16 protein-coding genes and 1 pseudogene are annotated in these 19,128 nt (G+C 72.1%); 8 read left to right on the top strand and 9 right to left on the bottom strand.

The window, feature by feature from the left end; translation table 11 throughout:
- The first annotated feature begins 136 nt into the window (after window positions 1-136).
- Complete coding sequence (locus OHT74_RS28365) at window positions 137-1,954, top strand: bifunctional metallophosphatase/5'-nucleotidase (protein WP_266668058.1); 1,818 nt, start codon at window positions 137-139, stop codon at window positions 1,952-1,954.
- A gap of 64 nt (window positions 1,955-2,018) precedes the next feature.
- Here the strand turns inward: OHT74_RS28365 and OHT74_RS28360 are convergent, their stop codons facing one another.
- From OHT74_RS28360 to OHT74_RS28330, 6 genes and pseudogenes are all read right to left on the bottom strand, one after another.
- Window positions 2,019-3,428 (bottom strand): lysine N(6)-hydroxylase/L-ornithine N(5)-oxygenase family protein, encoded by a 1,410-nt coding sequence (locus OHT74_RS28360; protein WP_328621763.1) that lies wholly within the window; start codon window positions 3,426-3,428, stop codon window positions 2,019-2,021.
- The gene (locus OHT74_RS28355; protein WP_328621762.1) at window positions 3,425-4,837 is read right to left on the bottom strand and encodes a pyridoxal phosphate-dependent decarboxylase family protein; all 1,413 of its coding nucleotides are present in this window, start codon (window positions 4,835-4,837) and stop codon (window positions 3,425-3,427) included. Before OHT74_RS28355 ends, OHT74_RS28360 begins: the two co-directional genes overlap by 4 nt.
- A gap of 263 nt (window positions 4,838-5,100) precedes the next feature.
- Window positions 5,101-7,602: an aminopeptidase N gene (gene pepN / locus OHT74_RS28350; protein WP_328621761.1), complete on the bottom strand. Its 2,502-nt coding sequence runs from the start codon at window positions 7,600-7,602 to the stop codon at window positions 5,101-5,103.
- Window positions 7,603-7,647: 45 nt separating this feature from the next.
- On the bottom strand, window positions 7,648-7,986 hold the full coding sequence (locus tag OHT74_RS28345; protein ID WP_030292092.1) for a chorismate mutase: 339 nt from the start codon (window positions 7,984-7,986) through the stop codon (window positions 7,648-7,650).
- Window positions 7,987-8,352: 366 nt separating this feature from the next.
- Window positions 8,353-8,583 (bottom strand): annotated as a pseudogene (locus OHT74_RS28335) (response regulator); the annotation flags it as partial.
- 187 nt (window positions 8,584-8,770) lie between these two features.
- Window positions 8,771-9,553: a serine protease gene (locus OHT74_RS28330; protein ID WP_266668050.1), complete on the bottom strand. Its 783-nt coding sequence runs from the start codon at window positions 9,551-9,553 to the stop codon at window positions 8,771-8,773.
- A gap of 134 nt (window positions 9,554-9,687) precedes the next feature.
- Here OHT74_RS28330 and OHT74_RS28325 point away from each other — a divergent pair, with 134 nt between their 5' ends.
- Entirely contained in the window at window positions 9,688-10,581 is an 894-nt protein-coding gene (locus OHT74_RS28325; protein WP_328621760.1) for a hypothetical protein, read from the top strand.
- A 199-nt stretch (window positions 10,582-10,780) separates the two neighbouring features.
- On the opposite strand, the gene OHT74_RS28320 is transcribed toward OHT74_RS28325, so the two are convergent.
- On the bottom strand, window positions 10,781-12,265 hold the full coding sequence (locus tag OHT74_RS28320) for an MFS transporter (RefSeq protein WP_328621759.1): 1,485 nt from the start codon (window positions 12,263-12,265) through the stop codon (window positions 10,781-10,783).
- Between the two features lie 108 nt (window positions 12,266-12,373).
- Between OHT74_RS28320 and OHT74_RS28315 the strand changes: the two genes are divergently transcribed.
- A complete protein-coding gene (locus OHT74_RS28315; RefSeq protein WP_266668044.1) occupies window positions 12,374-12,847 on the top strand; it encodes a MarR family winged helix-turn-helix transcriptional regulator in 474 nt (157 codons plus the stop codon).
- Between the two features lie 28 nt (window positions 12,848-12,875).
- Here the strand turns inward: OHT74_RS28315 and OHT74_RS28310 are convergent, their stop codons facing one another.
- Complete coding sequence (locus tag OHT74_RS28310) at window positions 12,876-13,784, bottom strand: SDR family oxidoreductase (RefSeq protein ID WP_266668042.1); 909 nt, start codon at window positions 13,782-13,784, stop codon at window positions 12,876-12,878.
- 1 nt (window position 13,785) lies between these two features.
- A complete protein-coding gene (locus OHT74_RS28305) occupies window positions 13,786-14,550 on the bottom strand; it encodes an SDR family oxidoreductase (protein ID WP_328621758.1) in 765 nt (254 codons plus the stop codon).
- A gap of 56 nt (window positions 14,551-14,606) precedes the next feature.
- Here OHT74_RS28305 and OHT74_RS28300 point away from each other — a divergent pair, with 56 nt between their 5' ends.
- From OHT74_RS28300 to OHT74_RS28280, 5 genes are read left to right on the top strand one after another with little or no spacing between them, the layout of a single operon-like run.
- Entirely contained in the window at window positions 14,607-15,380 is a 774-nt protein-coding gene (locus OHT74_RS28300) for an enoyl-CoA hydratase family protein (protein ID WP_328621757.1), read from the top strand.
- On the top strand, window positions 15,377-16,228 hold the full coding sequence (locus tag OHT74_RS28295) for a CoA transferase subunit A (protein ID WP_266668036.1): 852 nt from the start codon (window positions 15,377-15,379) through the stop codon (window positions 16,226-16,228). Before OHT74_RS28300 ends, OHT74_RS28295 begins: the two co-directional genes overlap by 4 nt.
- Window positions 16,225-16,965 carry a CoA-transferase subunit beta gene (locus OHT74_RS28290; protein WP_266668034.1) on the top strand — a complete coding sequence of 247 codons (741 nt, stop codon included), beginning with the start codon at window positions 16,225-16,227 and terminating at the stop codon, window positions 16,963-16,965. The genes OHT74_RS28295 and OHT74_RS28290 overlap by 4 nt, the downstream gene beginning before the upstream one ends.
- A 10-nt stretch (window positions 16,966-16,975) precedes the next feature.
- Window positions 16,976-18,088 carry an NAD(P)H-dependent flavin oxidoreductase gene (locus tag OHT74_RS28285; protein ID WP_328621756.1) on the top strand — a complete coding sequence of 371 codons (1,113 nt, stop codon included), beginning with the start codon at window positions 16,976-16,978 and terminating at the stop codon, window positions 18,086-18,088.
- Between the two features lie 31 nt (window positions 18,089-18,119).
- A complete protein-coding gene (locus OHT74_RS28280) occupies window positions 18,120-19,052 on the top strand; it encodes a tyrosine-protein phosphatase (RefSeq protein ID WP_328621755.1) in 933 nt (310 codons plus the stop codon).
- Window positions 19,053-19,128 lie beyond the last annotated feature (76 nt).

The raw sequence follows: 19,128 nt of genomic DNA, 5'->3' as shown, positions 1-19,128 counted from the left end.
CAACTGCCTTAGTTCAAGACTTGATTGAAGGCTCATGACCGTGCCACGTCAAGACGTCACACCCGGCAGGGGTGTTGCTCCTGTTACCCATCGGTCAGAATCTACGCGCGTTGTTCACGCCTACTAGGGAGATGGCATGGCGTTCGACCGCAGGACGTTTCTGGGTACTTCGGCCGCCACGGGTGCGGCCGTCGCGCTGACGGGGGCCGCGGGCTCTCCGGCCGCCGCAGCGGCGGGCTCTCCGGCCGCCGCAGCCGAAGCGACCGCGCGGCAGCGGACGTACTCGTTCACGGTGATGGGTACGACCGACCTGCACGGAAACGTTTTCAACTGGGACTACTTCACCGACAAGGAGTTCGACGACAAGGCGCACAACGACGTCGGCCTGGCGAAGATCTCGACGCTCGTGAACCAGGTGCGGGCGGAGAAGGGGCGCCGCAACACGCTGCTGATCGATGCGGGTGACACGATCCAGGGCACGCAGCTGTCGTACTACTACGCGAAGGTGGATCCGATCACCGCGCGGCGTGGTCCGGTGCACCCGATGGCGCAGGCGATGAATGCGATCGGCTACGACGCGGCGGCACTGGGGAACCACGAGTTCAACTACGGCATACCGGTGCTGCGCAAGTTCGAGGAGCAGTGCGATTTCCCGCTGCTGGGGGCGAACGCGCTGGATGCGAAGACGCTGCGGCCGGCGTTCGCGCCGTACAGCATGCACTGCCTGCGGACTCCGTACGGGCGGGATGTGAAGGTGGCGGTGCTGGGGCTGACGAACCCGGGGATCGCGATCTGGGACAAGGCGAACGTGCAGGGGAAGATGACGTTCCCGGGTCTGGAGGAGCAGGCGGCGAAGTACGTGCCGAAGCTCCGCTCGATGGGCGCGGACGTGGTGATCGTGTCCGCGCACTCCGGTTCGAGCGGTACGTCCTCGTACGGTGACCAGCTGCCGTACATCGAGAACGCGGCGGGCCTGGTGGCGGAGCAGGTGCCGGGGATCGACGCGATCCTGGTGGGGCACGCGCACACGGAGATCCCGGAGTACCGGGTGAAGAACAAGGCGACCGGCAAGGACGTGGTGCTGTCGGAGCCGCTGAAGTGGGGGCAGCGCCTGACGCTGTTCGACTTCGAGCTGACGTGGTCGAAGGGCTGCTGGTCGGTGGCGAAGGTGTCGGCGAAGGTGCTGAACTCGAACACGGCGGTCGAGGACCCGAAGATCGTGGGGCTGCTGTCGGACGAGCACCGCAAGGTCGTGGCGTACGTGAACCAGGTGATCGGTACGTCCACGCAGGCGATGTCTTCGGCGGAGGGGCCCGTCAAGGACGTCGCGATCATCGACCTGATCAACCATGTGCAGGCGGACACGGTGAAGGGGGCGCTGGCGGGTACGCAGTGGGCGGCGCTGCCGGTGCTGTCGCAGGCGTCGTGCTTCTCGCGTACGGCGTCGATTCCGGCCGGGCAGGTGACGATCAAGGATGCGGCGGGTCTGTACCCGTTCGAGAACACGATGGAGGCGCGGCTGCTGACGGGCGCGCAGCTGAAGGACTATCTGGAGTACTCGGCGCGGTACTACGTGCAGACGGCGCCGGGTGCTCCGGTGGACCCGGCGAAGCTGACGAACTCCGAGAGCATCCCGGACTACAACTACGACGCGGTGTACGGGCTGGCGTACGACATCGACGTCGCGCAGCCGGTGGGTTCGCGGATCTCGGGGCTGTCGTTCCAGGGGAAGGCGGTGGATCCGGCTGCGGAGTTCGTGCTGGCGGTGAACAACTACCGGGCGTCGGGTGGCGGGAACTTCCCGCACGTGCCGCAGGCCAAGCAGCTGTGGGCGAACTCGGAGGAGATCCGTAACACGATCATCCAGTGGGTGAAGGCGAAGGGGACGATCGACCCGGCGCAGTTCGCGTCGGTGGACTGGCGGCTGACCCGGGCCGGGGTTCCGGTGTTCTAGCCGGGTCTCGGTACGCCTGCGCCTGCGCCTGCGCAGGCGTCTGCACCTGCGCCTACGCCCGTGCCTAGGGGTGTTCGACCAGCGGGAGCAGCTCGACCGTCGGGGCGGGTCGGGTGTGCTCCCGCTGTTCGAGGCCGAAGGTGGTGAAGGCGGTGCGGGTGGGCTGGGGGTAGGGCTCCTTGCCCGTGAGGGTGTTCAGGATGGCGGCGCTGCGCCAGGCGGCGAGGCCGAGGTCGGGGGTTCCGACGCCGTGGGTGTGGCGTTCGCCGTTCTGGACGAAGATGCTGCCGGTGACGGAGGGGTCGAGGGTCATGCGGTGGCGTTCGTCGATGCGGGGGCGGCCGGAGGAGTCCTTGCGCAGGTAGGGGTCGAGGCCTGCGAGGAGGCCGGTGAGGGGGCGCTCCTTGTAGCCGGTGGCGAGGACGACGGCGTCCGTGGTGAGGCGGGAGCGGGTGCCTTGCTGGGCGTGTTCGAGGTGGAGTTCGACCTTGGTGTTGGCGACGCGGCCGGCGGTGCGGACGCTGACTCCGGGGGTGAGGACGGCGTCGGGCCAGCCGCCGTGGAGGGTGCGGCGGTAGAGCTCGTCGTGGATGGCGGTGATGGTGGTGGCGTCGATGCCTTTGTGGAGTTGCCATTGGGCGGGGACGAGCTGGTCGCGTACGGGCTCGGGCAGGGCGTGGAAGTAGCGGGTGTAGTCGGGCGTGAAGTGTTCGAGGCCGAGCTTCGAGTACTCCATGGGGGCGAAGGACGGCGTACGGGCGAGCCAGGTGAGGCGTTCGCGGCCGGCGGGGCGGGAGCGGAGCAGGTCGAGGAAGACCTCGGCTCCGGACTGGCCTGATCCGATGACGGTGACGTGGTCGGCGCCGAGGATGCGCAGGCGGTTGTCGAGGTAGTCGGCGGAGTGGATGACGGGGACGGTGGGGGCTGCGGCGAGGGGGCGCAGGGGTTCGGGGATGTAGGGGGCGGTGCCGATGCCGAGGGCGAGGTTGCGGGTGTAGGTGCGGCCGAGGGCTTCGGCTTCGCCGTCGGTGTCGAGTTGGGTGTAGTCGACTTCGAAGAGGTCGCGTTCGGGGTTCCAGCGGACGGCGTCGACCTGGTGGCCGAAGTGGAGTCCGGGGAGGCGGCCGGCGACCCAGCGGCAGTAGGCGTCGTATTCGGCGCGCTGGATGTGGAACTGCTCGGCGAAGTAGAAGGGGAAGAGCCGTTCCCTGTGCTTGAGGTAGTTGAGGAACGTCCAGGGGCTGGTGGGGTCGGCGAGGGTGACGAGGTCGGCGAGGAAGGGGACCTGGAGGGTCGTGCCGTCGATGAGGAGTCCCGGGTGCCAGCGGAAGTCGTGGCACTGGTCGTAGAAGGCGGTGGCGAGTTCGCCTGCGCCTTGGTGGGGGAGGCCGTGGGCGAGGGCGGCGAGGGACAGGTTGAAGGGGCCGATGCCGATTCCGACGAGGTCGTGGGGTGCATCGAGCTGGGCGGTCATCGGTGGGTGCTGCCTTCCAGGAGGGTGACGAGGGTGTCCAGGTCCCGCGCGGTGGTGTGGGGGTTGAGCAGGGTGGCTTTGAGCCAGAGGCGGTCGTCGGCGGTGGCGCGGCCGAGTACGGCGTGACCGCCGAGGAGGAGGGTGCGGCGCAGGGCGGCGAGGTGGGTGTCGTCGGTGTCGGTGGGGCGGAAGAGGACGGTGCTGATGGTGGGGGGTGCGTGGAGTTCGAAGCGGGGGTGTGCGTCGAGGAGGCGGGCGAGGTGGTGGGCGAGTTCGCAGGTGCGGTCGATGAGGTGGGCGAGGCCGTCGCGGCCGAGTGAGCGCAGGGTGGCGGCGATCTTGAGGGCGTCGGGGCGGCGGGTGGTGCGCAGGGACCGGCCGAGCAGGTCGGGGAGGCCGGCTTCGGTGTCGTCGGTGGCGTTGAGGTAGTCGGCCTGGTGGGCGAGGGGGGCCAGCAGGGTGGTGTCGGGGACGGCGAGGAGGCCTGCGGCGACGGGTTGCCAGCCGAGTTTGTGCAGGTCGATGGTGAGGGAGTGGGCGCGGCCGAGGCCTGCGACGCGGGTGCGGTGGCGGGGACTGAGGGCGAGGAGGCCCCCGTACGCGGCGTCGATGTGGAGGTCGGCGCCGTACTGCTGGCACAGGTCGGCGATGGGTCGGAGCGGGTCGATGAGGCCGGCGTCGGTGGTGCCGGCGGTGGCGGTGACGAGGACGGGCCCGGGGGTGGCGGCGAGGGCTTCGGCGAGGCGGGCGGGGTCGAGGGTGCCGGCGGGGGTGGGGAGGGTGGTGGCGGGGGGCAGGCCGAGGAGCCAGGCGGCGCGGGGGATCGAGTGGTGGGCGTTGGCTCCGTGGAGGACGGTCAGGGCGGGTCCGTGGCGTTCGCGGGCGAGGAGCAGGGCGAGTTGGTTGGCTTCGGTGCCGCCGGTGGTGACGAGGGCGTCGGGGGCCGGGGTGTCGTAGAACTCGGCGGCGAGGGTGCGGGTGAGGAGGGCTTCGATCGCGGAGGCGGCGGGGGCCTGGTCCCAGGAGTCGAGGGAGGGGTTGAGGGCGGAGGCGGCGAGGTCGGCGGCGGCTGCGACGGCGAGGGGCGGGCCGTGGAGGTGGGCCGCGCAGAGCGGGTCGGCGGGGTCGGCGGCGCCGGCGGCGAGGGTGTGGACGAGGGTCCGGAGCGCCTCGTGATCGCCGTGGCCCGTTTCGGGCAGTACGTCGCCCAGCGCGGCTTGGACGCGGGCCGCGAGGGCGTCGGGGCCGCCTGCCGGAATCGGCCCGCCGCGCTCCTGGGCTCCGGTGTGGAGGGCTTCGAGGACGGTGTCGAGGAGGGGCCGCAGGGCTTCGGCGCCGAGGCGGCCGCCGGCGAGCGGGTGCGAGGCGGATGCGGGCTGCGGAGGCGGGGTGCCGGGCGGCGCGGTCATGCGGTGTCCTCACGGGAACGGGTCTGCGGCAGGGGGCCGGCCCTGTCGTGGGGTGCCGAGGCCGCTTGGCGGCGGGCGCTGCTGCGGTGACAGCCCGGTGGCCCGACGTGTACAACGACCGGACCCGAATGGGGTAACCGCCGGGGTTTTCCGGATGTTGTTTTCCGCTCGGTGGTGGGGACCCGGACCGGGAACGGGACCGGCCGCCGCCCCCGGCCGGTTTCGGCGGGGGCGGCGGCCGGGGTGGCGGCTCGGGCGTGGTGTCAGGAGGCGCGGACGCGGAGGGCTCGGGCCAGGTCGTCGAGCTGGTCGACGAGCTTGCGGCGCAGGGCGGGGACGATGGACGGGTCGGCGAGGGCGGTGTGGCCGGCCTCGAGGTTGTCCTCGTCCACGGCGTGGCCGGGGAAGGCGTGGCGGCCCGCGGCTTCGGCGATGGCGGGGCCGCGGCGGGCGCCGAGGGAGATGGCGTCGGTGTAGAAGCGCGGTACGTAGTCCCGTACGAGGTCGGCCTGTTCGGGCTGCCAGAAGCCTTGGGCGGTGGCGCTGAAGAGGTAGTTGGAGAGGGAGTCGTCGTGGAAGAGGCGCTCCCAGGCGGCGGCCTTGGCCTCGGCGGTCGGGAGTGCGGCGCGGCAGCGGGCGGCGCCTTCCTCGCCGGTGGCGCTGGGGTCGGCGGTGAGGGCGGCATCGATCTGGCGCTCCCCCACCGCGCCGAGGACGGACAGCCGGGCGAGGATGCGCCAGCGCAGTTCGGGGTCGAGTTCGGGGCCGCCGGGCACGGTGTCGTCCTCGAGCCAGGCGGCGAGGGTGTCGGGCTGGGTGGCGGCGTCGATGTGGGCGCGTACGGCGGCGAGCCGCAGCCCGGGGTCGGAGCCGTCCTCGGTGCGCCGCAGCAGGCCGCGGGCGATGAGGGTGAGGGTGGCGAGGGCCTCGGTGCGGTCTTCGGGGGCGAGGTAGCGGTCGGCGATGTGGTGGCGGGCGAAGGCGAGGACGCCCTGGACGATGGCCAGGTCGGCTTCCTCGGGCAGGTGTGCGCCGGCGGTGGCGAGGTAGGCGGCGGGTTCGAGTTCGCCGTCGCGGACCATGTCGCGCAGGGCGTTCCAGACGACGGCCCGGGTGAGGGGGCCGGGGATGGCGGACAGCTTGCGCAGGGCGGTCTCGAGGGAGGTGTCGTCGAGGCGGACCTTGGCGTAGCCGAGGTCGCCGTCGTTGAGGAGGAGGAGGGCGGGGCGGGGGCCGCTGACGGAGACGATCTCGTCGGAGGGGACGTCGACGGTGAGGAGTTCGCGCGGCTCGAGGGTGTTGTCGGGGTCGCGGTCGTAGAGGCCGACGGCGATGTGGTGGGGGCGGGTGCCGCGGTGGTCGACGGTGAGGGTCCAGCCGCCGTGGTTCTCCTCGATGCGGGGGCTGAGGGTGTCGATGCCGGTGGTGCGCAGCCAGATGTCGGCCCAGGCGTGGACGTCGCGGTCGGTGTGGGCGGCGAGGGATTCGACGAAGTCGGCGAGTGAGGCGTTGGCGAACTTGTGGCGGGTGAAGTGGGTGTTGATGCCGGCGAGGAAGTCCTTCTCGCCGAGCCAGGCGACGAGTTGGCGCAGGGCGGAGGCGCCCTTGGCGTAGGAGATGCCGTCGAAGTTGAGGAGGGCGCTGGCGGTGTCGGGTACGGCGTCGGGGTCGGGGGCGACGGGGTGGGTGGTGGGCCGCTGGTCGGCGTCGTAGCCCCAGGACTTGCGGTTGACGCCGAATTCGGTCCAGGTGCCGGTGAAGCGGGTGGCTTCGGTGAGGGTCTGGTAGCCCATGTACTCGGCGAAGGACTCGTTCAGCCAGATGTCGTCCCACCAGCGCAGGGTGACGAGGTCGCCGAACCACATGTGGGCCATCTCGTGGGCGATGACCATGGCGCGGGTCTGGCGTTCGGTGTCGGTGACGGCGGAGCGGAAGACGAATTCGTCGCGGAAGGTGACGAGGCCCGGGTTCTCCATGGCGCCTGCGTTGAACTCGGGGACGAAGGCCTGGTCGTAGGAGTCGAAGGGGTAGGGCTCGGAGAACTTCTCGTGGTAGCGGTCGTAGCAGTCGGTGGTGACGGAGAGGATTTCCTCGGCGTCGGCGTCGAGGTGGGGGGCGAGGGACTGGCGGCAGTGGATGCCGAAGGGGAGTCCGGCGTGTTCGGTGCGGATGCTGTGCCAGGGGCCGGCGGCGACGGCGGCGAGGTAGGTGGAGATGACGGGGGTGGGGGCGGACTTCCAGATGCCGGCGCCGTCAGTGTCGCGGTTGCCGACGCGCTCGGTGATGCCGTTGGCGAGGACGGTCCAGTGGGCGGGGGCGGTGACGGTGAACTCGAAGACGGCCTTGAGGTCGGGCTGGTCGAAGGCCGGGAAGACGCGCTGGATGTCGTCCATGAACATCTGGGTGTAGACGTACGCCTCGCCGTCCGCGGGGTCGGTGAAGCGGTGGAGGCCTTCGCCGGTGCGGGAGTAGCGCATGCGGGTGGCGATGCGCAGCTCGTGGGGGCCTTCGCCGAGGCCGGTGAGGGGGAGGCGGTTGTCGGCGAGGGCGTCCGGGTCGAGGGGGCTGCCGTCGAGTTCGGCGGAGTGCAGTTCGTCCGGTTTCAGCTCCACGAAGGTGTCCGCGGCGGTGCGGGCGGTGAACCGGATGACGGTCGTGGATTCGAAGGTGTCTTCGCCGCCGGTGAGGTCGAGGGTGACGGCGTAGTGGTGGACGTCGAGGTGCTGTGCTCGGAGCTGCGCTTCGTTGCGCGTCAGTGCGGACATGGGCCCATGCTGCCCGAAGGGTGGGCCCCGGTCGTCTGCCCTCGCCTACTCTTCGCCCGCAGCGATCGTCTCGTGGTGGCGGATGACCTCGGCGATGATGAAGTTGAGGAGCTTCTCGGCGAATGCCGGGTCGAGTTTGGCGTTCTCGGCGAGCTCGCGGAGCCGGGCGATCTGGCTGGCTTCGCGGGTCGGGTCGGCCGGGGGCAGCTGGTGCTTGGCCTTGAGGTGGCCGACCTGCTGGGTGCACTTGAAACGCTCGGCAAGCATGTGGACGACGGCCGCGTCGATGTTGTCGATGCTGTCGCGCAGGCGGGCCAGCTCGGCGGTGACGTTCTCGTCGATGGCGCCGGTCGCGGCGGCTTCGTCGGGGGCGCTGTTGTTCATGGTTCCCGAGAATACGTGGCGTTCGTGTGTGGTTCGCGGGCGAGCCGGTCCGTGAGACGGATGGGTGTCCGGAGTTGGCCGTTCAGAGCGGGAGGACGGCTGTGACCGGCCGGCCTCCTTGGGGGGCGGGGCCGGCGGTGGGGGAGCCGCCCAGGGTTTCGGCGCGTTCGGCCATGCCGGCGAGGCCGTAGCCGCCACCGCGGGCGTTGCCGGGGAGGCGCGGGCGGGGCGGCCTCCGTCGTCGGCGATACGGATCTCCGGTCCTGCGGGGACGGTGCGCACGAGGGAGTCTGCGACGGCCGCCGCGCGGACCGCCTCAACCAGCATCGCGGGGCTGGCGTCTTTCAGGAGGAAGCCGGATGCTCCTGCGTGGAGCGCGGCGTGGACGTACTCGTCGAGGTCGAAGGTGGTGACGATCACGATGCGCGGACCGTCCCGGACGGCGGGTCGCCGGGTGACCTCGAGGCCGTCGGGCTTCGGCATGCGGATGTCGGGGAGGAGGGCGTGCGGCCGGTGTGCGGCGACGGCCGCGAGCGCGGCTTCGCCGTCGACGACGTGGGCGACGACCTCGATGTCCGGCCGGCTTTCGGGGATCATCCGGAATCCGGTCCTCACCGTCTCCTGGCCGTCGGCGATGACCACCCTGATCGCCATGCGCTGCGTGCCCCGCCGTCGCCCGCTGCCTGTGCTTTCCCATGGGAGCGGCGGGTGCGCGGGCCTGCAACCGGGCGCGCCTCGTCCTTCCGGCCCGGGTGTGCCCGGCCGGAAGGACGAGGCATGGGGCTCAGAGGGTCGCGGCCGCGTTCTTGATGGCCGTGGCGAAGGTGGAGACCTCGGTGTAGACGCCGGGGAAGTTGGGCCGGGCGCAGCCCTCGCCCCAGCTGACTATGCCGACCTGGATCCAGGCGTTGTTGCTGTCGCGGCGGAACATCGGGCCGCCGGAGTCGCCCTGGCAGGTGTCGACGCCGCCCTGGGGCAGCCCGGCGCAGATCTCCTCGCCGGGGACGAGGTCGCTGCCGTACGAGCTCTGGCAGCTGGCGTCGGAGACGAACGGCACGGTGGCCTTCATCAGGTACCGCTGCTGGCCGCCGCCCTCGCGGGTGGCGCCCCATCCGGCGACGGTGAAGGTGCCGTTGTCGAAGGCCTTGGTGTCGGCGATCTTGAGGGTGGGCAGGTTGATGGGCTTGGCGAGTTTGATGAGGGCCCAGTCCTTGCCCTTGCCGTTGTAGCCGGGGGCCTGGAGGACCTTGGTGGATTTGACCTTGATGGCGCCGGAGCTGTTGAGGTCGACGACTCCGGCGGTGGCGGTGATGGAGGTGTTGTTGCCGGAGCCGCTGACGCAGTGGGCTGCGGTGAGGACGATCTGCTGGGTGTAGAGGGCGCCGCCGCAGCCCATGGAGAGGCGGACCATGAAGGGGAACTCGCCCTGGGCGGCGCGGGTGCCGCCGACCACGGGGGCCTGGGAGGCGCTGGCGGCGCCGGGCTGGAGGCTGACGGCGGCGAGGGCCACTGCGCCGACGGCGAGGGTGCGCTTGATGAGTGCGGCAAGGGTGGACACGGTCAACACACTGCCTTTCGTGGGGGGTTGGGCCGTGCGCGTCATCGGGTGAATGACACGTACATGTCACACCCACCTCTCACCGGACAACAAGAACGCGTTTTCGGACAATGTGCGGGACGATGCGCGGCGCGGGGGGCGGCATGACGCAGAACGGCAGGCGCGGCAGCCCGATCGAGCACGGATTTCCCCATCTCGACACCGTCCGCGCCGCGATCACCGCGCTGTTCCGGCGGCTCTCGTACGAGGGGATCCGGGCGTACGACACGAGCTTCGCGCCCGCCGACGCCGCCTTCGCCGCCGACGACGACCTCCACCTCGGCGCGCACCGCGTGGCCTCCGCGATCGTGCGCGCGCTGCGGCTGCCCGATGCCCGGATGGTGGTCTGCTTCCGGGCGATGGAGCAGGCGGCCACCGTGGAACTGGCCGCGGGGCCCGAGTACTTCATCGAGGTCAACGACCGCTTCCGCACCCACCGCCGCGATCTGGCCGCCGCCCTGGCCCACGAGGTCACGCACGTCCTGCTGCACCGGCTGGACCTGCGCTTCCCCGCCACCGCCGACAACGAGATCCTCACCGACACCGCCGCCGCCTACCTCGGGGCCGGCTGGCTGCTCCTCGACGCCTACCGCGAGGACGAGCTCACCCACCAGAAGCTCGGCTACCTCACCCCCGAGGAGTTCGGCTACGTCCTCGCCCGGCGCGCCCTCCTGCCCGGCGGGGGCGAGGACCTCTCCACCTGGTTCACCAGCCCCCAGGCGTACGAGGCGTACGTGCGCGGCCGTGCGCTCGCCGGGCGGGAGCTGCGCCGGGCCCCCCTGGCCGCGGCGGACCGGGCGCAGCGGCGCCGCTACGCCCGGGACCGGCGGGCCGGCGCCGCCGCGCCGGGGGCCTCGTACGGCTTCGAGGAGCACCCGGCGGGGACCCGGGTGAGCTTCCCGTGCCCGGTGTGCGGGCAGCGGCTGCGGCTGCCGGTCCGCGGGCCGGTGCGCGCCCGCTGCGGGCTGTGCCGCACGGTGCTGGACTGCGACACCTGACCGGAGCCGGGGCCCGGCGAACGCGGTGCGGACGAGGGACAAGATGTCGGCTGAGAGCGGTTCAAGGCGTGGCCTGCGTGGGTAGTGATATCCCATCGCACGAGTGAAGGATCCGGCCCCGACCCCCCCGCCAGGGGGCCGGGGCCGTTTCCTGTGCCGGGCCCGTCGGGGCGTCGGGCCGCCGCTCCCCCGGCAGGGGTTACGCCGGCAGCGGCTCGGCGTCCGAGGGTGCCGGTTCGGGGGACACCGCCGTGCGCGGCAGGGCCAGGCAGAGCACTGCGCAGAGCAGGAATCCGGCGGTCACCCAGGGCATGGCGGCGGTCAGTGCGTGCGTGGGGCCGCCGTCGGCGAGGGCGCCGAAGAAGACGCTGCCGATGACGGCCGCGCCCAGGGCGCCGCCGAACTGCTGGGCGGTGGAGAAGATTCCGGAGGCCCCGCCCGCGATGTCGGCGGGGACGGCGGACAGGACGACGTTGACCAGCGGCACGACCAGGAAGCCGAGTCCGGCGCCCGCGACGAGCAGGCCGGGGACGAGCGGCCAGGCGCCGGTGTGCGCGGCGGTGGAGGCGGAGACGGCGTACCAGACCCCGGCGAAGCCGCCCGCCATCAGCAGCGCGCCGGCGGCGAGCACGAGGCGGCCGAAGCGGACGGCGAGGGTGTCGGCGACGGGGGCGGTCAGGAAGCCGCCGACGGAGAAGGCGACGGTGACCACGCCGGCCTGCATCGGGGTGTAGCCCTCGCCGCCCTGCAGCCAGATCGCGAAGACCAGGAAGAAGCCCTGCATGCCGACGGCGAAGAGCAGTTGGACGGCGAGGCCGACGGAGAAGGCGGGGAGCCGGAAGGCGCGGGCGGGCAGCAGCGGTACGGTCGCCCCGTGCCTGCGGGCTTCGAGGACGCCGAGGCCGATGACGGCGAGGACCCCGGTGGCCAGGCACAGCCAGCCCCACAGCGGCCAGCCCCCCGCCTCGCCCTGGACCAGCGGCAGCACGACGGCGATCAGGGCGCCGGCGAGGACGAGGCTGCCGGCCAGGTCGGGGCGGCCGGCGCCGCGCTCGCGGGTGGCGGGGACCAGGACGGCTCCGGCCACGCAGGCGGCCAGGGCGACCGGCACGTTGACGAGGAAGATGGAACGCCAGCCCCAGCCGAACAGGTCGGCGCCGGTGAGCAGGCCGCCGAGCAGCAGTCCGACGGCGGAGGCGAAGCCGGCGACGGCCCCGTACATCCCGAAGACGGCGCCGCGCTCCTTGCCCTGGAACAGGGTGCGGAACGAGCCGAGCACCTGGGGCATCAACAGCGCGGCCATGACGCCCTGCACGGCGCGGGCGGCGATCAGCTGGCCGGGGCTCTGGGCGAGGCCGCAGCCGAGGCTGGCGAGGCCGAAGCCGGCGGTCCCGGCGAGGAAGAGGGCCTTGCGCCCGTACCGGTCGCCGAGGTGCCCGGAGACGATCAGGGTGGCGGCGAAGCCGAGGAGGTAGGCGGAGACGAGCCACTGCAGGGCGCTCTGGGATGCGTGCAGGTCGCGGCCGATGGAGGGGATGGCGACGTTGACGATGGTCACGTCGAGCAGGTCCATGAGCGCGGCGACCATCATGACGACGGCGGCGGCCCAGCGGCGTGGGTGGGGGGCCGGGGGCACGGAGACGGGCACAAGTGCGGGCGCGGGCGTGGGCGCGGGCGTGGGCATGGCGGGCTCCAAAGTTTTTCGTTCGGACGAACGAAAGACTGGCACGAAGGCGCGCGTGATCGCAACTCTTTCGTTCGTCCGAACTAAATACTTGGTACGGTGGATGCCATGAGCGACGAGACGGACCCCCGCCGGGAAGCGGTACTGGCCGAGCTGAACCGCACGGGCCGCGAGACGAGCGCGGCGACCGTGATGTTCCACGAGGCGGCCGCCGCCAAGCAGGGGCTCAGCGCCACCGAGACGAAGACCCTGGACCTGCTCATGCGGCGCGGCCCGCTGACGGCGAAGGAGGTCTCCCAGCACTCGGGGCTGGCCCCGGCCTCGGTGACGGGCCTGGTCGACCGGCTGGAGCGCAAGGGCTGTGTCCGCCGGGTCAAGCACCCGACGGACAAGCGGCGGGTCCTGGTGGAGGCACTGCCGGAGCGGCTGTCGGAGATCCGGCCGGTGTTCGACGACTGGGCCCGTGAGGTCGCGGAGCTGTGCGACGAGTTCACGACGGCGGAACTGGAAACCGTGATCCGTTTCCTCCAGGGCTCCAACGCCCGCCAACTGCGTGCGGCGGCCCGCCTGTCGGAGTCCTGACCCAGCGCCGGGACCACTGCGCCCCGGACTACTCGGCTCCGTAGACCGGGTGCGGGGGTTCGGATTCCGCGAGGAGTTTCGTCGCCGTCTCGCCCGCCTCGGCCGGGGTCCAGCGGGCTCCGCGGTCCGCCGTCGGGCCGGGGCGCCAGCCCTCCATGACCGTGATCCGGCCGCCCTCCGCCTCGAAGACCCGGCCCGTGACCCCCGCCGAGGCGTCCGAGCCCAGCCACACCACCAGCGGCGACACGTTCTCCGGGGCCATCGCGTCGAAGGCGCCCTCCCCCGGGTCCGCCATGGTCCCGGCGAACGTCTGCTCCGTCATCCGCGTCCGCGCCGCCGGGGCGATCGCGTTGACCTGGACCCCGTACCGGCCCATCTCCGCCGCCGCGACCAGCGTCATGCCGAGGATGCCGGCCTTGGCCGCGCTGTAGTTGCCCTGCCCGACCGAGCCCAGCAGGCCCGCCCCCGAGGAGGTGTTGACCACCCGCGCCGCCACCGCCCGGCCCGCCTTCGCCTCGGCCCGCCAGTGCGCCGCCGCGTACTTCAGGGGCAGGAAGTGCCCCTTCAGGTGCACCCGCATCACAGCGTCCCAGTCCGCCTCCTCCAGGTTGACCAGCATCCGGTCCCGCAGGAACCCGGCGTTGTTGACCAGCGTGTCCAGCCGGCCGAACGCCGACAGGGCCGCCCCGACCAGCGAGGACGCGCCCTCGGGCGATGCGATGTCCTTGCCGTGCGCCACCGCCTCGCCGCCCAGCGCCCGGATCTCCGCGACCACCTGCCCGGCCGGACTGTCCTCCCCCGGCTGCCCGTCCAGGCCCACGCCCAGGTCGTTGACGACGACCTTGGCCCCCTCCGCCGCGAAGGCCAGCGCATGGGCCCGGCCCAGCCCCCGCCCCGCGCCCGTCACGATGACCACACGACCCTCGGCAAGTCCCATCTCAGTTCTCCTTGTTGACCGTTGCCGCATCCAGAAATGCCGGGCGCTCCCCGCCCCCGTGCACGAGCAGGCTCGCCCCGCTGACATACCCCGCCCGGCCGGAGGCCAGAAACACCGCCGCCGCCCCGACGTCCCCGGGCTCCGCCAGCCTCCCCAGCGGAACCGTCGCGCCCACGGCCGCGATCCCCGCCTCGTCCCCGTAGTGCAGGTGCGCGAGCTCGGTCCGCACCATGCCCAGCACGAGCGAGTTCACCCGTATCTCGGGCGCCCATTCCACGGCCATGGACCGGGCCAGGTTCTCCAGCCCCGCCTTCGCCGCCCCGTACGCGGCCGTCCCGGGCGAGGGCCGGGTCCCGCTGACGCTGCCGATCATCACCACCGAGCCGTGCGCCTCGCGCAGCAGCGGGTACGCGGCCAGCGAAGCCGTCATCGGCGCCACCAGGTTCAGCTCGACGACCCGCGCGTGCCGCTGCGCCTCGCCCTCCCCCAGCAGCCGGTACGGAGTCCCGCCCGCGTTGTTCACCAGGCAGTCGAGCCGCCCGTACCGGCGCCCGGCCGCGTCGAAGAACTCCTGCACGGCGGCCGGATCGCGCAGGTCCAGCGCGGCGAACGCGGCCGTGCGCCCGTCCGCGCACACCGGTTCGCGCGGTGGGCGGCGGGCGCAGACGACGACTTCGGCGCCCGCCTCGAGGAACGACCGGGCGATTCCGGCGCCGACGCCGCGGGTTCCGCCGGTGACGACGACAACCCTCCCGTCGAGCTCCATAGGCTGCTACCTTCCTCACCTAACAAATGTTTGGTGGAAAGGTAGCTGATCCTGTCATGGGTGTCTCCACCTCAAGCCCCGGCAAGGGCATCGCACTTGTCACGGTCGACTTCCCGCCCGTCAACGCACTTCCCGTGCAGGGCTGGTACGACCTCGCCGACGCCCTGCGCGCAGCCGGCCGCGATCCCGGGACCCGGTGTGTCGTGCTGGCCGCCGAGGGGCGCGGCTTCAACGCCGGCGTCGACATCAAGGAGATGCAGCGCGACACCGGCCACGCCGCCCTCATCGGCGCCAACCGCGGCTGCTACGAGGCCTTCGCCGCCGTGTACGAGTGCGAGGTGCCCGTCGTCGCGGCCGTGCACGGGTTCTGCCTGGGCGGCGGCATCGGCCTCGTCGGCAATGCCGACGCGATCGTGGCGAGCGAGGACGCGACCTTCGGGCTGCCGGAGCTCGACCGGGGCGCGCTCGGCGCCGCCACCCACCTGGCCCGCCTGGTCCCGCAGCACCTGATGCGCGCCCTCTACTACACCTCGCGCACCGCCACCGCCGCCGAACTGCACGCGCACGGCTCGGTGTGGCGGGTGGTCCCGCGTACGGAGCTGCGCGCGGCGGCCCTCGAACTGGCCGCCGAGATCGCGCAGAAGGACGGCTACCTGATCCGGCTGGCCAAGGCGGCCATCAACGGCATCGACCCCGTCGACGTGCGGCGCAGCTACCGCTTCGAGCAGGGGTTCACCTTCGAGGCCAACCTCAGCGGGGTGGCCGACCGGGTCCGCGACACCTTCGCAGAGCCCGCAGAGGGAGAGCTTGCAGGGAAGGAGCGCTCATGACCGACAAGACGATGACCCCCGAAGAGGTGGTCGGGCAGCTGCGCAGCGGGATGACCCTGGGCATCGGCGGCTGGGGGTCGCGGCGCAAGCCCATGGCCCTGGTGCGGGCACTGCTCCGTTCCGAGATCACCGATCTCACCGTGATCTCGTACGGCGGCCCCGACGTCGGCCTGCTCGCGGCCGCCGGCCGGATCCGCAAGCTCGTCGCACCCTTCGCCACGCTCGACTCCATCCCGCTGGAGCCGCATTTCCGGGCGGCCCGCGAGAGCGGCGCCTTCACCCTCACCGAGCTGGACGAGGCCATGTTCATGTGGGGCCTGCACGCCGCCGCGAACCGGCTCCCCTTCCTTCCCGTCCGCGCCGGCCTCGGCTCCGACGTCATGCGGGTCAACCCGGAGCTGCGGACCGTCACCTCCCCCTACGCCGACGGCGAGGAGCTCGTCGCCGTCCCCGCCCTGCGCATGGACGCCGCGCTGGTCCACCTCAACCGTGCCGACCGCCTCGGCAACGGCCAGTACCTGGGCCCGGACCCGTACTTCGACGACCTGTTCTGCGAGGCCGCCGACGCCGCGTACCTCTCCTGCGAGCAGCTCGTGGAGACCGCCGAGCTCTCCAAGGCCGGCCCCCCGCAGTCCCTGCTGGTCAGCCGGCATTCCGTGACCGGTGTCGTCGAGACCCCGAACGGGGCGCACTTCACCTCCTGCGTCCCCGACCACGGGCGCGACGAGGCCTTCCAGAAGCTGTACGCGACCACCCCCTGGCCGGAGTTCTGCGCGCGGTTCCTCTCCGGCGGCAGCGAGCACGCCTACCAGTCGGCCGTCCAGGCCTGGCACGAGGAGCAGAATTGAGCACAGCGACGGCCGCCTCCCGTGCGGAGTACTGCGTGATCGCCTGCGCCGAGGCCTGGCGCGGCAACGGCGAGGTGCTCGCCAGCCCGATGGGCCTGATCCCGTCGTTCGGAGCCCGGCTGGCGAAGCGGACCTTCTCGCCCGACCTCCTCCTGACCGACGGTGAGGCCCTGCTGGTCGGCCTCGGGGGCGAGGCCGAGGGCTGGCTCCCGTACCGCCGCCACCTCACGATGGTCACCGGCGGGCGGCGGCACGTGATGATGGGCGCCAGTCAGATCGACCGGTTCGGCAACCAGAACATCTCCTGCATCGGCGACTGGGCCCGGCCGGCCCGCCAGCTTCTCGGGGTGCGTGGTGCGCCTGTCAACACCCTGAACAATCCGGTGAGTTACTGGGTGCCGAAGCATTCCCGGCGGGTGTTCGTCGAGCGCGTCGACATGGTGAGCGGGGTGGGCTACGACCGGGCGGAGGCGGCCGGGGTGACCCGCTTCCACCGGCTCCCGCGGGTGGTCAGCGATCTCGGCGTCTTCGACTTCACCGGCCCGGACCACTCGATGCGTCTGGCCTCCCTCCATCCGGGCGTCACCGTCGAACAGGTCCGGGCGGCCACCGGGTTCGACCTCGGGGTCGCCGGCGACGAGGTCCCGTACACGCGGGAGCCGACAGCCGGGGAACTGCGGCTGATCCGCGAGGTGATCGACCCGAAGGGGCTGCGCGACCGGGAAGTGCGGGTCTGAGGCGATGTCGATGTCGATACAGACGCCGTTCACAAAACTGGTCGGTGTCGAGCACCCGATCGTGCAGACCGGCATGGGCTGGGTGGCCGGGCCGCGGCTGGTCTCCGGCGCCGCCAACGCGGGCGCCCTGGGCATCCTGGCCTCGGCGACGATGACCGTGGACGAGCTCCGTGCGGCGGTCCGCGAGGTCAGGTCCCGTACGGACGCCCCGTTCGGGGTCAATCTCCGCGCGGACGCGGGGGACGCCGCCGAACGCGTCCGGCTGATCATCGACGAGGGTGTACGGGTCGCCTCGTTCGCGCTCGCCCCGTCGAAGGAGCTGATCGGCCGGCTCAAAGACGCGGGTGTGGTGGTGATCCCGTCGATCGGGGCCCGGCGGCACGCCGAGAAGGTCGCGGCGTGGGGGGCCGACGCGGTGATCGTGCAGGGCGGCGAGGGCGGCGGGCACACCGGGGACGTGGCGACGACGGTGCTGCTGCCCCAGGTGGTCGACGCGGTGGACATCCCGGTGGTCGCGGCGGGCGGCTTCCACGACGGCCGCGGGCTGGTCGCCGCGCTGTCGTACGGGGCTGCGGGCATCGCCATGGGCACGCGCTTCCTGCTGACCTCGGACTCCACCGTCCCGGACGCGGTCAAGGCGCGGTACCTGGCGGCCGGCGTCAAGGACGTCACCGTGACGACCGCCGTGGACGGGCTGCCGCACCGGATGCTGCGCACCGAGCTGGTCGCGTCCCTCGAGCGGGCGGGCCGTACCCGCGCCCTGGCCCGGGCGGTCCGGCACGCGGCCGCCTTCCGCAAGCTCTCCGGGCTGTCCTGGCCGCAGATGGTGCGCGACGGCCTCGCGATGAAGCACGGCAAGGACCTGTCCTGGAGCCAGGTCCTGCTCGCCGCGAACACCCCCATGCTCCTCAGGGCGTCCATGGTCGAGGGCCGTACGGACCTCGGCGTCATGGCATCAGGCCAGGTCGCGGGGGTGATCGAGGATCTGCCGTCCTGTGCGGAGCTCGTCGCCCGCGTCATGGCCGAGGCACACACCGTGCTGGCACGGCTGGAACGCCTGCACGGGGAACATCCGCACCCGGAACACCCGCACCCGCTCGACGCCCTGCCACCACCAGGGTGATCCCCCTTCTCCTCCTCAGGAGTCGCCACCGATGAGCCGTGCCCGAATCCGCCTGGTGACCGCGGTGCTCACTTCCGCTCTCGCCATCGGCACCCTGCCCGCCGCCTCCGCCGCGTACGCCGCGCCGGCGGCGGGCGCCACCACCGCCGGCCGGTACCACCAGCAGGCGGAAACGATTCGCCAGATCCCCCTCCAGGGCGCGGTCAACGTCCGCGACCTCGGCGGCTACCGCACCTGGACCGGCGGCCGGGTCCGCCAGGGTCTGGTCTACCGCTCCGACGCGCTCAGCAAGCTGACGCAAGGAGACATCACCACCGTCTCCGGTCTCGGCCTGGGGAAGGTCGTCGATTTCCGCATCCCCATGGAGCTCCAGTACGACGGCGCCGACCGGCTGCCCGCGGGGCTCACCGCCACCTCCCGCCCCGTCAGCGACCTCGGCCTGTACGGGACGCTCGTCGGCGCGATCTCCAGCGGCGATCCCGCCACGCAGGAGCAGATGCTCGGAGGCGGCCGCGCCGAGGCCTACATGCGCGACATCTACCGCACCTTCGTGACCAGCCCCGAGAACCGGGCGCAGTTCGCGGCGACGCTGCGGGAGATCGCGGACGGCAGCCAGGGCCCGCTCCTGTACCACTGCACCTCGGGCAAGGACCGGACGGGCTGGATGAGTTACGTGCTGCTGCGCGCCCTGGCCGTCCCCGAGGAGACGGCCGAGCGCGACTACCTCGCGTCGAACACGTTCCGCGCCGCGTACGACGCGCAGGTGCGGGCGGGCCTGAAGCAGTCCGGGCGGATGCAGAACCCGGACCTGCTGATCCCGCTCCAGGAGGTCCGCCAGGACTATCTGGACGCGGCGACCGCACAACTGGCCGCGGACTACGGCGGTTTCTACGGCTACCTCACGGACGGCCTCGGCCTGGACCTGCGGACGCTCTCGAAGCTCCGGACCAGGCTGGTGCGGTAGTACGGCAGCCCGGACAGCGGAACGCCGGGCAGCGCACCTCGCGCTGCCCGGCGTACCGGAATGCCTGTCAGAACCT

This window comes from Streptomyces sp. NBC_00354, from assembly GCF_036106915.1.
Classification (GTDB): Bacteria; Actinomycetota; Actinomycetes; order Streptomycetales; family Streptomycetaceae; genus Streptomyces.
Note: the sequence above shows the minus strand (reverse complement) of the source record. Positions and strands in the feature narration are given on the sequence as shown.

Coding starts and splice junctions, on each gene's coding strand:
- OHT74_RS28365 (WP_266668058.1), top strand. CDS start 137: ATGGCGTTCGACCGCAGGACGTTTCTGGGTACTTCGGCCGCCACGGGT.
- OHT74_RS28305 (WP_328621758.1), bottom strand. CDS start 14,550: ATGGAGCTCGACGGGAGGGTTGTCGTCGTCACCGGCGGAACCCGCGGC.
- OHT74_RS28295 (WP_266668036.1), top strand. CDS start 15,377: ATGACCGACAAGACGATGACCCCCGAAGAGGTGGTCGGGCAGCTGCGC.
- OHT74_RS28345 (WP_030292092.1), bottom strand. CDS start 7,986: ATGAACAACAGCGCCCCCGACGAAGCCGCCGCGACCGGCGCCATCGAC.
- OHT74_RS28320 (WP_328621759.1), bottom strand. CDS start 12,265: ATGCCCACGCCCGCGCCCACGCCCGCGCCCGCACTTGTGCCCGTCTCC.
- OHT74_RS28280 (WP_328621755.1), top strand. CDS start 18,120: ATGAGCCGTGCCCGAATCCGCCTGGTGACCGCGGTGCTCACTTCCGCT.
- OHT74_RS28360 (WP_328621763.1), bottom strand. CDS start 3,428: ATGACCGCCCAGCTCGATGCACCCCACGACCTCGTCGGAATCGGCATC.
- pepN (WP_328621761.1), bottom strand. CDS start 7,602: ATGTCCGCACTGACGCGCAACGAAGCGCAGCTCCGAGCACAGCACCTC.
- OHT74_RS28325 (WP_328621760.1), top strand. CDS start 9,688: ATGACGCAGAACGGCAGGCGCGGCAGCCCGATCGAGCACGGATTTCCC.
- OHT74_RS28355 (WP_328621762.1), bottom strand. CDS start 4,837: ATGACCGCGCCGCCCGGCACCCCGCCTCCGCAGCCCGCATCCGCCTCG.
- OHT74_RS28300 (WP_328621757.1), top strand. CDS start 14,607: ATGGGTGTCTCCACCTCAAGCCCCGGCAAGGGCATCGCACTTGTCACG.
- OHT74_RS28310 (WP_266668042.1), bottom strand. CDS start 13,784: ATGGGACTTGCCGAGGGTCGTGTGGTCATCGTGACGGGCGCGGGGCGG.
- OHT74_RS28315 (WP_266668044.1), top strand. CDS start 12,374: ATGAGCGACGAGACGGACCCCCGCCGGGAAGCGGTACTGGCCGAGCTG.
- OHT74_RS28285 (WP_328621756.1), top strand. CDS start 16,976: ATGTCGATACAGACGCCGTTCACAAAACTGGTCGGTGTCGAGCACCCG.